Origin of the sequence: Acetobacter ascendens, assembly GCF_001766235.1 — a bacterium.
GTDB classification, from domain to species: Bacteria; Pseudomonadota; Alphaproteobacteria; order Acetobacterales; family Acetobacteraceae; genus Acetobacter; species Acetobacter ascendens.
The window spans coordinates 912,796-926,880 of the sequence record NZ_CP015164.1; the positions used below are offsets into that span (position 1 = coordinate 912,796).

13 protein-coding genes and 1 pseudogene are annotated in these 14,085 nt (G+C 51.7%); 5 read left to right on the forward strand and 9 right to left on the reverse strand.

Annotated features, from left to right (window positions below; genetic code table 11):
* Positions 1-18 precede the first annotated feature (18 nt).
* The 3 genes from hpxZ to A4S02_RS04445 are packed head-to-tail and all read left to right on the forward strand — an operon-like array spanning position 19 to position 1,976.
* Entirely contained in the window at positions 19-423 is a 405-nt protein-coding gene (gene hpxZ / locus A4S02_RS04435) for an oxalurate catabolism protein HpxZ (protein ID WP_070323068.1), read from the forward strand.
* A 12-nt stretch (positions 424-435) separates the two neighbouring features.
* Entirely contained in the window at positions 436-624 is a 189-nt protein-coding gene (locus A4S02_RS04440) for a DUF4089 domain-containing protein (protein WP_070323069.1), read from the forward strand.
* Positions 621-1,976 (forward strand): AtzE family amidohydrolase, encoded by a 1,356-nt coding sequence (locus A4S02_RS04445; protein WP_070323070.1) that lies wholly within the window; start codon positions 621-623, stop codon positions 1,974-1,976. The genes A4S02_RS04440 and A4S02_RS04445 overlap by 4 nt, the downstream gene beginning before the upstream one ends.
* Before the next feature lie 3 nt (positions 1,977-1,979).
* On the opposite strand, the gene xdhC is transcribed toward A4S02_RS04445, so the two are convergent.
* The 8 genes from xdhC to A4S02_RS04485 are packed head-to-tail and all read right to left on the reverse strand — an operon-like array spanning position 1,980 to position 11,302.
* Positions 1,980-2,795, reverse strand: a complete 816-nt coding sequence (xdhC, locus tag A4S02_RS04450) for a xanthine dehydrogenase accessory protein XdhC (protein ID WP_070323071.1) — start codon at positions 2,793-2,795, stop codon at positions 1,980-1,982.
* Positions 2,796-2,808: 13 nt separating this feature from the next.
* Complete coding sequence (gene xdhB / locus A4S02_RS04455) at positions 2,809-5,154, reverse strand: xanthine dehydrogenase molybdopterin binding subunit (RefSeq protein WP_070323072.1); 2,346 nt, start codon at positions 5,152-5,154, stop codon at positions 2,809-2,811.
* Entirely contained in the window at positions 5,147-6,628 is a 1,482-nt protein-coding gene (gene xdhA, locus A4S02_RS04460) for a xanthine dehydrogenase small subunit (RefSeq protein ID WP_070323073.1), read from the reverse strand. The genes xdhB and xdhA overlap by 8 nt, the downstream gene beginning before the upstream one ends.
* A gap of 35 nt (positions 6,629-6,663) precedes the next feature.
* Positions 6,664-8,124: a nucleobase:cation symporter-2 family protein gene (locus A4S02_RS04465; RefSeq protein WP_070323074.1), complete on the reverse strand. Its 1,461-nt coding sequence runs from the start codon at positions 8,122-8,124 to the stop codon at positions 6,664-6,666.
* Between the two features lie 3 nt (positions 8,125-8,127).
* Positions 8,128-8,460: a hydroxyisourate hydrolase gene (gene uraH / locus A4S02_RS04470; RefSeq protein ID WP_019090361.1), complete on the reverse strand. Its 333-nt coding sequence runs from the start codon at positions 8,458-8,460 to the stop codon at positions 8,128-8,130.
* Positions 8,457-8,966 (reverse strand): 2-oxo-4-hydroxy-4-carboxy-5-ureidoimidazoline decarboxylase, encoded by a 510-nt coding sequence (gene uraD, locus A4S02_RS04475; protein WP_082246748.1) that lies wholly within the window; start codon positions 8,964-8,966, stop codon positions 8,457-8,459. The genes uraH and uraD overlap by 4 nt, the downstream gene beginning before the upstream one ends.
* Positions 8,963-9,856 carry an allantoinase PuuE gene (gene puuE / locus A4S02_RS04480; RefSeq protein ID WP_070323075.1) on the reverse strand — a complete coding sequence of 298 codons (894 nt, stop codon included), beginning with the start codon at positions 9,854-9,856 and terminating at the stop codon, positions 8,963-8,965. The genes uraD and puuE overlap by 4 nt, the downstream gene beginning before the upstream one ends.
* A gap of 27 nt (positions 9,857-9,883) precedes the next feature.
* Positions 9,884-11,302: an NAD(P)-binding domain-containing protein gene (locus tag A4S02_RS04485; RefSeq protein WP_070323076.1), complete on the reverse strand. Its 1,419-nt coding sequence runs from the start codon at positions 11,300-11,302 to the stop codon at positions 9,884-9,886.
* A gap of 156 nt (positions 11,303-11,458) precedes the next feature.
* Here A4S02_RS04485 and A4S02_RS04490 point away from each other — a divergent pair, with 156 nt between their 5' ends.
* A complete protein-coding gene (locus tag A4S02_RS04490; RefSeq protein WP_003624361.1) occupies positions 11,459-12,361 on the forward strand; it encodes a LysR family transcriptional regulator in 903 nt (300 codons plus the stop codon).
* Positions 12,362-12,365: 4 nt separating this feature from the next.
* Positions 12,366-13,688: a guanine deaminase gene (guaD, locus tag A4S02_RS04495; protein ID WP_070323077.1), complete on the forward strand. Its 1,323-nt coding sequence runs from the start codon at positions 12,366-12,368 to the stop codon at positions 13,686-13,688.
* Here the strand turns inward: guaD and A4S02_RS04500 are convergent.
* Positions 13,685-14,050, reverse strand: a pseudogene (locus tag A4S02_RS04500) (gamma-glutamyltransferase); the annotation flags it as partial. The gene guaD and the pseudogene A4S02_RS04500 sit on opposite strands and share 4 nt — an antisense overlap.
* Positions 14,051-14,085 lie beyond the last annotated feature (35 nt).

A 14,085-nucleotide genomic window follows, 5' to 3' on the forward strand; every position in this document is an offset into this window, starting at 1 on the left:
ATCAACGGAGAAAGCGCAATGGAACTGAATAATCCAGAAACACTCCGGCAGGTTGAAGCATGTTCAGACCTTTATGAACGTGCTCTGGCTGAAAATGATGTGCAAGTTCTGGATGATCTGTTCTGGAATGGCCCGGAAGTGGTGCGCTACGGCGTGGGAGAGAACCTATATGGAGCGGAAGAAATAGCAGCTTTTCGCCGCTCCAGAAAAGGAGGACGCCCGCCACGCCGTAATCTGCGGCGCACCATTACCGCCATTGGTAATGAAAGTGCTGTTGTTAGTCTGGAATTCCAGCGAGAAGGATCGGATCGGGTCGGCCGGCAGATGCAGACATGGATCTGGACTGACAATGGATGGAAAATTCTGGCAGCCCATGTGTCGCTTATGGCGGCGCGTCCAGAAACCGAAAGACCTGCTTTATAAGGAAATAGGCCCATGACTGCCCCTTCCTCTGATCAGGAAAATCTTGTGCGCGCACGCGCTACACCCATAGGGCTTGATCTTTCTCCCGCATGTCTGCCGGGGGTTATCAGCAATTCCGCCCTTTTGGCACACTATGCCAAACTGGTTGAACAGCACGCCCTACCAGATACGTGTGAACCAGCATACGAGTACATTCCATGACCCGTTTTTCCAGCGCGCATGCCATTGCGGAGGCTATTCGCTCTGGTAAAAAAAGTGCAGTTTCCACTATTCAGGAAACATTAAATACGTTGCGTACACAGGATAATGGCATCCGATGCGTAACGCATATTTTTGCAGATGAGGCCTTGCCGCAGGCTCAGAAAATAGATGCCATGCGGCAAGCGGGCCAAACCCTACCCCCTTTGGCTGGTGTGCCGTTTGGTGTGAAGGATCTGTTTGATATTGCAGGCCACGTGACCACGGCAGGTTCTATTGTGTTGCGCGATACGCCACCAGCGCAAAAAGATGCTGCCATCGTGCAGCGGCTTAAAGCTGCTGGGGCCATTCCTGTCGCAACATTGAACATGGATGAATTTGCTTACGGGTTTGCGACCGTAAATGCGCATTACGGCACCACCCATAATCCGCATGATCTGGCCCGTATGGCTGGGGGGTCGTCTGGTGGATCTGCGGCGGCTGTCGCTGCGGGCTTTCTGCCTTTTGCCCTTGGGTCTGATACCAATGGGTCTATCCGTATTCCGGCATCATTATGCGGTGTGTGGGGGATAAAGCCTACTTTTGGCCGCCTGCCCCGGGCAGGTGCTTATCCGTTTTCTGCCAGTTTGGATGTTGTGGGCAGTTTTGCATCCTCTCTGGATGATCTGATTACAACATTTTATGTAATGGATGGCAGCGCCCCAGCACCAGAACCAGCGGCAGATATGCTTAGGGTTTCCAGGTTGGGGGGATGGTTTGCATCCAATTTGGCACCCGCCCTTGTGGCAGCGCTAGACCGTGTTTGTGCCAGCCTGCAAACCACCAGTACGGTTGAGTTGCCAGAAGTGGCAAACGCACGTGCGGCAGCTTTCTTGATAACTGCGGCAGAAGGCGGAAACCTGCACCTGCCGCGCCTGCGTAAGCAGGCAGAAGAGTATGACCCAGCCACGCGAGACCGCCTGATTGCCGGAGCCTTGTTGCCATCATCTACCTATTTGCAGGCACAGCGTTTTAGAAACTGGTTTCGGCAGCAAATTCATGAGCTATTTCAGAAAACAGATGTTCTCATAGCACCTGCTGTTATGGGAGAAGCGCCTTTGCTGGATGAGCCAACCATTATGGTGGACGGCAAACCCGTATCTGCGCGGGCTAATCTGGGCCTGTTTACGCAACCTTTAAGCCTGTCGGGCTTGCCTGTGTTGTGCCTGCCCTTGAAAAATACAGGCTCTTTGCCGCTTGGCTTACAGCTTGTTGCTGCGCCGGGGCAGGAAGCCGCGCTATTTAGTGTTGCGCGGGCGCTGAAGAAAAGCGGCTTAGCTGGGTGCGTGCCCCTGCCAGAAAAGGAAATGGCCTAAAGGTTATAAGGATGGGTGGAGCACATGCTCCACCACTTCCGCTGTAACAAGGGCAGCAATAACTTCTGGCCGTTTATCCTTGATCCCGCGTTCTCCTATGGGGCAGATGAGGGACTGTAAACGCTCTTCTTCCATGCCAAGCTGGCGGAAGCTGTGTTCAAACCTCCTGCGTTTGGTGGCAGAGCCAATAAGCCCCACATAAGACAGATCATCCCGCAAAAGAGCAGATTCTATAATTAACGCATCTAACGTGTGGCTGGGTGTAAGCACCAGCACACCGGCTTTAGACGGAGCGGCATGCAATATTGGCTCCCATTGGTTTGTTATGCGTGTTTCTATGCCAGCGGGCACATTGCCAAATTCCTGTTTTCTCGGGTCTATCCAAATCAACCTTAGGGGCAACGGCGCCAAAGCATAGGCCAAGGCACGGCCAACGTGGCCAGCCCCAAACATCAGCAGTACCGGGCGTGTTTCCAGTTCTTGCCGTATGTTGTTTTCCAGTTCGCGCACAATGTCTGGCGTTACACGCTCCAGCCGCACACGTGCCCAACCTCCGCAACATTGGTTGGTATTTTGCCCACCCAGAATAAATTCATGTTCACGCAGCTTTTCGTGCTGGCATAGCATCTGGCGTGCCTGTGCTACGCATTCATGCTCCAATGCGCCACCGCCCACAGTTCCGGCCTGAAAACAGGTTCCCACCAGCATGAAGGCACCTGTTTCGCGCGGGGTGGAGCCTTTGGCTTCTGTAACGCGCACAAGAATGAGCTGTTCTGGATGGCGGTGCCAGTGTTGGAGAACCCTTGCAACCTCTCGCATGATCAGCTCCGTATTAGTGAGGCATGTCCTTTTGTTTTTTAAGCCGTTCCACTGTGCGTAAAATCTGTTCTGGTGTGGCAGGCGCATCTAGCTGAGGACAGATGCGATAGTCTGCAATACTCGCTATGGCGTCCGAGATGGCGTGTAATACCGCCAGACCATGCACAAAGGGTGGTTCCCCCACGGCCTTAGAACGGAAGATGGTTTCTTCCCGGTTGGGGGAATTTTCAAGCAACTTCACATTAAAAATCGGTGGTCTGTCTGAGCAAGCCGGAATTTTATAGGTGCTGGGGGCATGTGTGCGCAGCCGGCCTGTTTGGTCCCATACCAGCTCCTCCATTGTCAGCCACCCTGCCCCTTGTATGAAGCCCCCTTCAATTTGGCCAATATCCAGAATTGGGTTTAGGGATTGCCCGGCATCGTGCAGGATATCCACGCGCTCCATACGGTTTTCACCAGTCAGCAGGTCAACCGCAACTTCTGCACAGGCGGCTCCATAAGCAAAATAGTAAAATGGGCGACCGCGGCCGGTTTTTGGGTCCCACGAAATTTTGGGTGTTTTGTAAAAACCGGATGAGGAAAGCGAAACGCGTGCCATATAGGCGGCCTTCACCACATCCATGAAGGGAATACAGTTTTCCCCTACCTGCACGCCATTGGCTCCAAAATGCACGGTGCTTTCTGGCACCTGCCAATGTGTGGCGGCAAAGCTTATGAGCCGCTCCTTAATTTTGCTGATAGCATCCAGCACAGCCATGCCGTTTAAGTCTGCCCCACTGGATGCCGCTGTGGCGGATGTGTTGGGCACCTTGCCTGTGGTTGTGGCCGTAATGCGCACACGGTTTTCCGGTAGGCCAAATTCCCGCATGGCAATTTGCACCATTTTGGTATGCAGCCCCTGCCCCATTTCTGTGCCGCCATGGTTCACCTGTACGGAGCCATCCGTATAGACATGCACCAAAGCGCCTGCCTGATTGAAATGTGTAGCAGTGAAGGAAATACCAAATTTAACGGGCGTAAGGGCTATGCCACGGCGAATGTATTTACTGCTGCGGTTAAAGGCGCGGAGTTCCTCACGCCGTTTGCGGTAATCGCATTCCTCAGCAAGTTGTTCCATGATTTCCCGGGAAATGGAATCTTCCACGGTCATAAAATATGGCGTGATGTTTTTGTCTTGCGTGCCGTAAGTGTTGCGTAAACGCACATCCAGCGGGTCCAGCCCCGTGGCAAAGGCAATTTCTTCTACAATCCGTTCGGCGGCAGCAATGCCTTGTGGGCCACCAAAGCCCCGGAATGCTGTGTTGGATTGCGTATTGGTGCGAAAGGGTTCTGAACGCAGCCGTACATCTGGGTAGTAATAGGCGTTATCTGCATGAAACAGCGCTCTATCCGTTACGGGGCCAGACAGATCCGCTGACCATCCGCACCGTGCAGCCAACAGCATATCTACACCCTGAATATGGCCTTGCGTATCAAAGCCGACATCATAATCAATAACAAAGTCATGCCGCTTGCCTGTCATGATCATATCGTCATCACGATCAAGGCGGCATTTAGCGGGGCGCTGGGTTATTTCTGCTGCTAAGGCAGCCAGACAGGCCGGAGCATTTGCTTGTGTTTCCTTCCCCCCAAAGCCGCCGCCCATACGGCGCACTTCTACTGTTACCAAGTTGCTGGGGCGGTTAAGAATATGCGCCACCATGTGCTGGGTTTCTGTAGGATGCTGTGTAGAGGAGCATATATGCATCTCCCCTTCTTCACCCGGCGTGGCGAGTGCCGCTTGCCCTTCCAGATAAAACTGTTCCTGCCCCCCAACCGTAATGCGCCCAGAAAGCCGTTTGGGAGCGTTTTCTAGGGCCTTTTCAGTATTGCCGCGCACCATTTCGAGCGGACGGCACACCATATCTCCACCTTTTTGGCGGGCTTCTTCAACGGAAAGAACTGCTGGCTGGTCTTCATAAACAATTTTGGCTTGGCGCGCGGCTTTGCGGGCTGCCAGACGCGTTTCGGCCACAACGGCAAAAATGGGCTGACCGTAATAAAAAACCTCATCTTTGGCCAAAAGAGGCTCATCCCCCGCGCCTACGGGGCTGATCTGGTTTTCTCCTAGCGTATCTTGCGCTGTAAGAACGCATAAAACGCCGGGAAAATTCTTAACGGGCTCCAGATCCATAGAAACAATGCGAGCATGGGCCTTGGTGCTTAACCCAGGCACTACATGCACAACATTTGCGGGTGTGGGAATATCATCAATATACGTTGCCTTGCCGGAAACGTGCAAACGCCCACTTTCGTGCTTCAGGCTTTGTGTTGTGCCACCGGGAACCGTTGTGGGTGCGTTGATATGCTTTTTAAGCATGGGAAATCTCCCTCCAACCTTCCAGGCAGATAGGTTGACCGCTTCCTTGGGGTGCTGTTTCTTCAAAAAAGCGCGTTAACAGATTGGCGGATACTGTAGAGCGATACCACGTACTGCCGCGCATATCCGTTAGGGGCGTAAAGTCATCCTGTATGGCTTTGCGTGCGGCTTCTAACGCAGCAATATCCCACTTTTGGCCAACCAAAGCCTTTTCCGCCATTTTGGCGCGGCTGGGAATGCCTGCCATTCCGCCAAAAACCAGACGCGCTTCTGTTATCTCTCCATCAGCATTTATGGAAACTGCAAACGCCGCCATTATGGCGGAAATATCCTGATCAAACCGTTTGGAAACCTTGTAAGCCCGCATAACTGTTTGCGCAGATTGATCCGGTATAAATATGCCTTCTATAAATTCGGCAGGCTGCCGGCCCTGTTTTCCATATTCCAGAAAATAGTGTTCCAGCGGAAGCTGCCGCCGTGTATCGCCTTGTCGTAAATGCAGTATGGCTGCGGCAGCTATAAACAAGGGTGGTCCATCCCCAATGGGTGAGGCATTACCAATATTGCCGCAAACAGTAGCGGCGTTTCTAACTTGCGTAGAGCCAATGCGTTTTATGGTTTCCAGCGCATCTGGCAGATGGGTTGCCAAGGCAGGGAGTGCCTGTGTGTATGTTACGGCAGCACCTACCCATAAACCACCATCACGCTGTTCTAGCTTATGCAGGTTCTTGGCGGATCTTACAGAAATAACATGCGGCAAATCGCGCAAATGCTTGGTAACCCACAGGCCAACATCTGTGGCGCCTGCAACAAGAGTGGCTTGGGGGCTTTCCTGATAAACGGCGGCAAGCACATCATCATTGGCAGGTAAGGTAATGCGGCCGTGAGCGTTTTGAATATCTACACTGCTGCCATCCTGTAAGGCAGAAAGGCGCAAAATAATATTTTGTTTTTCTACATCAAAACGGTTGCCCTGCTGCACCATAATACGGCGCGCCTGCTGCATGGCGCGTATAATGGGGGCATATCCTGTGCAGCGGCATAAATTGCCAGCCAGAGCCGTATTGATGGCTTTAGGATCATCCCCCCCGCCGTTTTGCACATAAGCTACCATAGACATCACAAAGCCCGGCGTACAAAACCCGCATTGAGACCCGTGCATGTCGACCATTGCCTGCTGCATTGGATGCAGAGAGCCATCCGTGTTTTGCAAATGCTCAACAGTAAAAAGCTGTGCACCATCCAGCATCCATAAAAACTGGATACAGGCGTTTACGCTGCGCCATGTCAGTTGGCCGTTTTCAAGGCGTACAACCATAACAGTGCAGGCACCGCAGTCTCCCTCGTTACATCCTTCCTTAGTGCCGGTTTGCCCTTTCTGGTTACGCAGCCAGTCCAATACTGTGTGCGTGGGAGAAAGATCAGACACTTCGTGCAGGGTCTGACCCAGATAAAACCTTATATGGTGTCGCATTTTTTGGTCTCTGTAGAAAAAACAGTGGTCAGGATTTATCTGGAGCAGGATTTTGGAGGACGAGACCCCAGTTTATCTTCCGAGATCACAACAACATTCTTCCACATTTCTGGGTGAGTGGTTGTTGGCTGTGCGGCGGCTTCTATATCTTCTACAACAGCCTCATGTGTGCCGTGGTTGAAGATCAGGTGCAAGATAATGGCGGACATGGCCCCTAGCGTAATGCCACTGCCAAAGATGATCTGGGCCCATGCCGGAAAGTGGTCTGCAATATGGGGCTGTGCCGTAGCAAGCATGCCCAAGCCAACACTAGTGCCAACAATAATGCCGTTATTTTGGTTATCAAAATCGACCTGCGCCAAAGTTTGAATGCCCACTACGGCCACAGCGGCAAACATGGCCAAGGCCGCGCCACCCAGAACAGGCAGAGGCACGCAGGCCATAAGTACGGCCAGTTTGGGCAGGCAGCCCATAACCATCATGATAAGGGCTGCGGCAGCCACAACCCACCGGCTTTTTACGCCTGTAAGCCGCACAAGGCCTACGTTTTCAGCAAAGCAGGTGTAAGGGAAGGAGTTGAAAATGCCCCCCAGCATTGTGGCGGCCCCATCTGCCCGAATGGCGCGGGTGATATCACGCGGAGTGATCTTTTTTTCCACAATCGCACCAGTGGCAAATACATCCCCCGTTGTTTCCAGCATGGAAACCATCATCACGATAATCAGAGAGAGAATGGGCACGATATGAAAGCTGGGCATGCCAAAATACAGCGGGCGCACAATGGTTAGTAATGGAGCGGATGATACATCTCCAAAATGCGCGTCCCCCAAAATCCATGCTACCAGCGTGCCCATAATCAGTCCCACCAGCACAGCAATGGTGCCAATAAAACCTTTGAAGAAACGCTGAATAGCCAGGATGCACAGCAGTGTGCCCAAGCCATAAGCAACATTACGCAGGCTAACAGGGTTTTGCATGGTGCCCGTGCCTTGCCCATTAACAATATCATTGGCGGCGACTGGCAGCAGAGCCAACCCGATAACCAGAATGACAGACCCGGTAACAACAGGCGGAAAAAAGCGGATCAGGCGGGAGAAAAACGGTGCCATAAAGTAGGAAAAAATGCCCGCAACAATAACCGCGCCAAAAATCTGATGCAGCCCTTCAATCCCGCCCCCGGCAGCCATGCCAATGGCGATCATGGGGGTAACGGAAACAAAGGTAACACCCTGCAAGAGCGGCAGCTTTACCCCAAGCGGGCCAATACCTACGGCCTGAATAAGAGAGGCAATGCCACAGGTAAAAAGATCGGCTTCAATAAGGTGTTCCAAGGCATCGTGCGAAAGCCCAAGAGCACTGGCAAGCAGAATGGGCACAATAACAGATGCAGCATAAAATGTGAGCACATGCTGCAACCCATAAACACCCAACTGCCAGAAAGGCAGGAATTCATCTACAGGATGAACCGCTTGCGGAACATTTCTGGCAGCTTTCATCTCTCAGCTTCCCCTGTAAGTGGAATAACCATAAGGCGCGGCAAGCAGCGGCACATGGGCGTGCATGGCTTCGCCCAATCCAAAAACAATTGGCACGATGTCCAGAAACAATGGTTCTGGCAGGTTCATGCCCTGTTGCTGGAAATAGGTACCTATTTCAAACTCCAGCCGATACTTGCCGGGTTTGAGTTCAAGACTTCTGAGCTCCGCGCAGCGACCATCGGCATTTGTTAGCCCCGTAAACACAAGGGTATCGCCCGCAAAAAGGCGGATCTGCACAGCACTGGCCGGACGGCCGGAAACTGTATTGAGCACATGTGTGGAAAGAGAGCTCATGTCTGCACCTTATCCTGCAATCTTAAGGCCGCTATTGCATCAATCTGCTTTAGCGCCTCTGTAAGCTCTACCGTAAAGGAGCTTGCCAGACGTTGTTCCATAGCTTTCAGAATAACGGTTTTAGTGGCTTGCCGAACACAAATAACAAACGGCATGCCAAACTTTTTCTGGTACACCTCATTCAGATCACGCAGTTGCTTGTATTCTGCGGGTGAAAGCCGATCTAACCCAGCACTCCCCTGCTCCTGTGTTGATTCAGCGCTTAAGTCTGGGTCTATGCCTATACGGTGGCCGAGTTCCGGGTGGGCACGCACCAAAGCGAGTTTCTGGTTTGCTGGGGCCTGTTGTACTGCATCAGAAAAAGCCTGCTTCATTTGCTGCATGGAGGCAAAGGGACGGCGCGTTGCAGCCGCTTCTGCCACCCACGGAGAATGCTCGTAAATGCCCCCAAATGTTTCAACAAACTGTTGGGGAGAGAGCGTGTTTACCTCCTGCAAGAACATCATGCTGGGTGTACCTTTTGCCAATGTCGGGCTATTTCTATGCGGGTTGGTGTCCACACCCCTTCATGTTGCTGGATGTGCTGTATGAACTTGGCAACAGCCAATGTCCGTGCAGGTTTGCCAGCCAGACGGCAATGCAGGCCAACGGACATCATGCGCCCGCCTTCTTGATACAGCATGTCAAAGCAGTCTCGCAGATAACGGAAAAACTGTTCCCCTTCTGTAAAGCCGTTCAGGGCCGCAAACTTCATATCGTTTACGTCCAGCGTGTAAGGCACAATTAGCTGCGGCTTGCCGTGTGTTCTGTCATAATACGGAAGGTCATCTGCATAGGAATCAGCATCGTAAACAAAGCCGCCTTCTTCAGCCACAAGGCGCGCTGTGTTGGGGCTTGTGCGCCCCTGATACCAGCCTAGAGGCCGTTCTCCCGTAACCTGCGTATGCAGTTCTATGGCCTGTCGAATATGCTCACGTTCAACATCTTCGGCCACATGCTGATAATCAATCCAACGCAGGCCATGAGAGGCAATTTCCCACCCGCTTTTCTGCATGGCGGCAACGGCTGCCGGGTTATGTGCCATAGCTGTTGCTACGCCAAATACGGTGGGTTTGATACCTGCCTTTTCAAACAACCTGTGTAAGCGCCAGAACCCCGCGCGGCTGCCATATTCATACAGACTTTCCATCTGCATGCAGCGTTCGCCTACGATAGATGTTGTGCCGATCATTTCCGAAAGAAAGGCCTCGGACCCTTTATCTCCATGTAGGACAGAGTTTTCGGCACCTTCTTCGTAATTCACCACAAACTGCACGGCTATACGGGCAGCATTTGGCCATTGTGGATCCGGCGGGCAAGCGCCGTATCCCACCATATCGCGCGGGTAATTCTGCATTATTTCCTTACCTTCCAGAACACATCATCAAACACACTGAGGAGGTTCTAGGCTAACCAATTCATCTACATTGTAATCCAGAAGGCTTTGCAGATGTTTTTCACCATCCTGCACAAACAGATCACGCCCGATGCCGAAGGTGAGTTTTTCTACCCCAAAGCGCATGGCACTGATGGAGGAGCCAGAAAGCCCCATGCTGGGTGTGGCGGAAAATGTAAAGTTATGGATGGCCGCAAGCATGGGAGCTAGTGGATCAGACGCATTGCGCGGCAGAAACTGGAAACGTTCGCCCAGATAAGGATGGCTGCCCAGAAGCGTGCTCTGCTCATCTTCTGGTGGGGCAAAACAATCTCGCCAGAGGGCAATATGCGGTGCCAGTTTAGCCAGTTCCGGCCGCTGGGCCAGATCAATTACAAAACCGGTGCCAATAATCAGGAAGTCAAACCGCATTTCACCATGTGGTGTGGTTACAACCACTTCCTTCCCTTCCTCCTTTACGGAAAGCCACGGAGTGCCCGTGTGGAAGGCAAAGTTTTTATGGCTCCGGCAGCGCCAGAACGTATCCTGCGGGGGCGGCTGGTTGAGATCATAAATCCGCCGCATGAAGCGCCAACGCACCAGATCATCCAGTTCTGAAAAATAGCTGAGGAACCCGGCATTTTCCATCCAGCGGTAGGGATTTACAGATGGAATTTTCTTGCGGCGTAGGCACAGATCAACCTGCTTGGCACCATGTTCCAAAGCTGTTGCAGTGTTATCAAAAGCCGAGGCCCCGGCACCAAGAACGCCAATGCGTTTGCCGCGGAGTTTTTCAAAATCAATCTGTTCGCACGTATGGGCATAACGTGTTTTTGGCAGAGCTTTGGTAATGAAGTCTGGCACATGCCATGTGCCACCGCCTTCAATTCCTGTTGCCAGCACAATTTTGCGTGCCCAAACCTGTTTTTTCACGCCGCCAGCGCATGAAAAAGTCAGTTTCAGCAGATTATCCTGCCAATCAATATCTATCAGTTCATGTTCATTTTTTACGGGCAAATCCAGAACATCACGCACCCAATCCAGGTAAGTCTGCCAGTCCTGACGGGAGATTTTATCCAGCGTATGCCATGCTGCCGCTCCGTAGCGGGCTTCGTACCAAGATTGAGGCGTCAGGCTGGGGATACCTAGGTCCGGGCCGGTAACATATTTGGGCGTACGCAGTGTCAGCATACGTGCAAATGTAATCCACGGGCCTTCTCCCCCTTTGGGGGCGGTATCAAAAATACAGGTATTGGTAATGCCGCGCCGCTTCAGCCCAAAGCAGGTGGCCAAACCACCTTGCCCGCCACCAATAATAGCAACATCCAGAACACCTTCGCCATCATGCTTGTGGGGAATGCACCAATTGCCTGTTGCATACTGAATTTTTGCGAGATCATCACGCACACGTTTATTAAGCTGTTCCATGCCTGCATATCAGTCCGAAATATGCGTTGCCCGAAAACAATCTGATTCATGCCCCTGACAACGACGATAAAATCAAGCATAATGTTTCACATTCGCATCGTTCTTGTATATGACATAATTCAGCATGGTGCGTTCGCAAAATGAGAGCAAAAGCAAATGCCAGTTTTTTCCCGTTTTCTTCGTTACTTCATGGCTGTTGCTCAGCATGGCTCAATCCGTAAGGCTTCGGACGAACTGCATATTGCCGCTTCCGCTATTGATAGGCAGATTCTTCAAGGTGAAAAATTGCTGGGCACGCTGTTGTTTGAGCGCCTGCCAACAGGCCTGCGCCTGACAACCGCCGGAGAGTTGCTGCTAACATCCTGCCGCCATTGGTCGCGCGATTTAAATACGCTTAAAATCCAGCTTGATAACCTTAAAGGCTTACGGCAGGGCACGGCGGATATTCTTATCCCAGATGCGCTCACCAAAGGTTTTCTGCCAGTTCTTTTGGGGCGACTGCGTGAAAGTCACCCAGGCATTCTGGTGAGTGTGCATGTGCGCAAAAGCCAGAATATGGGGGAGCTTCTGGTAAAAGGGCATGCAGATTTTGCTTTGATGTTCAACCCAAGCCACATGCGGGAATTGACCGTGCGGGCACATAAGGAAATCCCTTTAGGGTTTATTTCTCTGCCGTCTCACCCCGTCGCGGCGTTGAGTGAGGCACGCTTTAGTGTGGCAGCGGAATATCCGGTTATTGTTCCCTCTCCTCCTCTTGCGCTTTGGCGGCCTATTGGGCTTTTGGAAGCTGAAACAGGGATAGAAATTGCCGCTGTTGCACGCGCAGATAATATTCAGATGATCAAATCTCTGGTGCTGGAAGGCACGGGAATTGGGATTTTAAGTTATTTAGATGCCTATGATGAGGTGCAAAAAAAGCAACTGGCTTTCACCCCGATTGTCCATAAAAAACTTACGCCATTATCCTTGGCTCTGTGTGTAGATCGTTCTCGCCAGCTTTCTACGGCAGCACGGTTTATTATTAGCGAAATTGAAAATTTCTTTCTGGAACAGCTATAAAATCATGCCAGTCTTTTCTGCAAAAACGGCTATTCGGGGTTGCTACATTACGTTCAAGGGTAACCCTTTTCTGGAGCCCCCAGAAGAAAGTTTGAGTGTTGAAGAAGACGGCCTGATTGTAACGGAAGCTGGCCGCATAACGGATTGTGGGCCTTACGCCGCCCTTGAGCCCAAGCTGGATAAGGCAATTCCGGTTACGCATTACCCGGATAGCATTATTTCTGCCGGGTTTATTGATACGCACGTCCATTATCCGCAAATGCCAGCTATAGCCTCATGGGGGCAGCAGCTTTTGCCGTGGTTGGAGCAGTATATTTTCCCAACCGAAGCCAAGTTTGATAATTTTGCTTACGCGGAAGCCGTTGCCAGCGCATTTTTAGACGAGCTTTTGCGCAATGGAACAACTACGGCTGCTGTGTACTGCACCGTGCATGCGCAATCTGTTGATGCGTTTTTTAGACAATCAGAAAAACGCGGAACACGCATGATTGCGGGCAAGGTGCTGATGGACCGCAATGCACCAGACAACCTGCGTGATACTGCCAAAAGTGGATATGATGCTTCAACCACTTTAATCCAATGCTGGCATAATAAAGGCCGCCAACTTTATGCAGTAACACCTCGCTTTGCCATTACAAGTACGCCAGAACAGTTAGAAATGGCAGGTGACCTGCTTACGCGCCACCCCGATGTGTTTATGCAAACGCATCTGGCGGAAAATATGGATGAAATTAAAGCCGTTTCCAGCTTGTTTCCAGAATCTGCTTCATATCTCGATGTATATGCACAAGCTGGCTTGGTTGGGGCGCGTTCTATTTTCGGACATGGTATTTATTTGCAGGAAACAGATTTTCAGCACTGTCATCATGCCGGATGCACGCTTGCGCATTGCCCCACATCCAATCTGTTCTTGGGTAGCGGCTTATTTAAGCTGTTTGATGCCATTCGCTCAGACCGGCCCGTTCATGTCGGGCTGGGGACAGATGTTGGTGCTGGCACAACTCTGTCTATGCTTGGCACAATGGGAGAAGCCTATAAAGTTTCTCTCATGGCTGGAGCAGAACGGTTGCAAGCCATTCAGGCTTTCTGGCTTGCAACGGCTGGGGCGGCAGAAGCTCTTAAACTGGATACAAAAATCGGCCGCATTGCACCCAGTATGGAGGCGGATTTTTGTATATTGGATCCGGCTGCCACACCTATGCTTGCGCAAAGAACAGCCCATTGCCAGACAGCGCAGGACATGCTTTTCCCGTTGATGATCTTGGGAGATGACCGCAGCGTAAAAGCCACATGGGTGAATGGGAAGGCTGTGTATGAGCGGCCTTAAAAAGCCGCCACACATCCATCACTGCGCGGGTCAGATGCGCCTTCCAGCATACCATTAGCATGCCGCACAATGGCGCCTGCATGCCCCATCATGTCGGAAAAAGGTGCAACACGTTCTACAGGGTGCCCTGCTTTTTCCAGCTTGGCCACAACGCCTGCATTCATGTTGCTTTCTACTTTCAGTGATTGGCTTTCACTGCCCCATGTGCGGCCCAAAAGCCAACGAGGAGCGGTAACAGCCTGCTGCAAAGGCGTGCCAAATTGTGCATATCTCGTAAAAATCGCGGCTTGTGTTTGAGGTTGGCCCTCGCCCCCCATTGTGCCGTAAACCATTACCCGGCCATCATCAAAGTGAGCTAGAGCATAATCCGATCTAATAGGTTCATTTTAAGATTCCC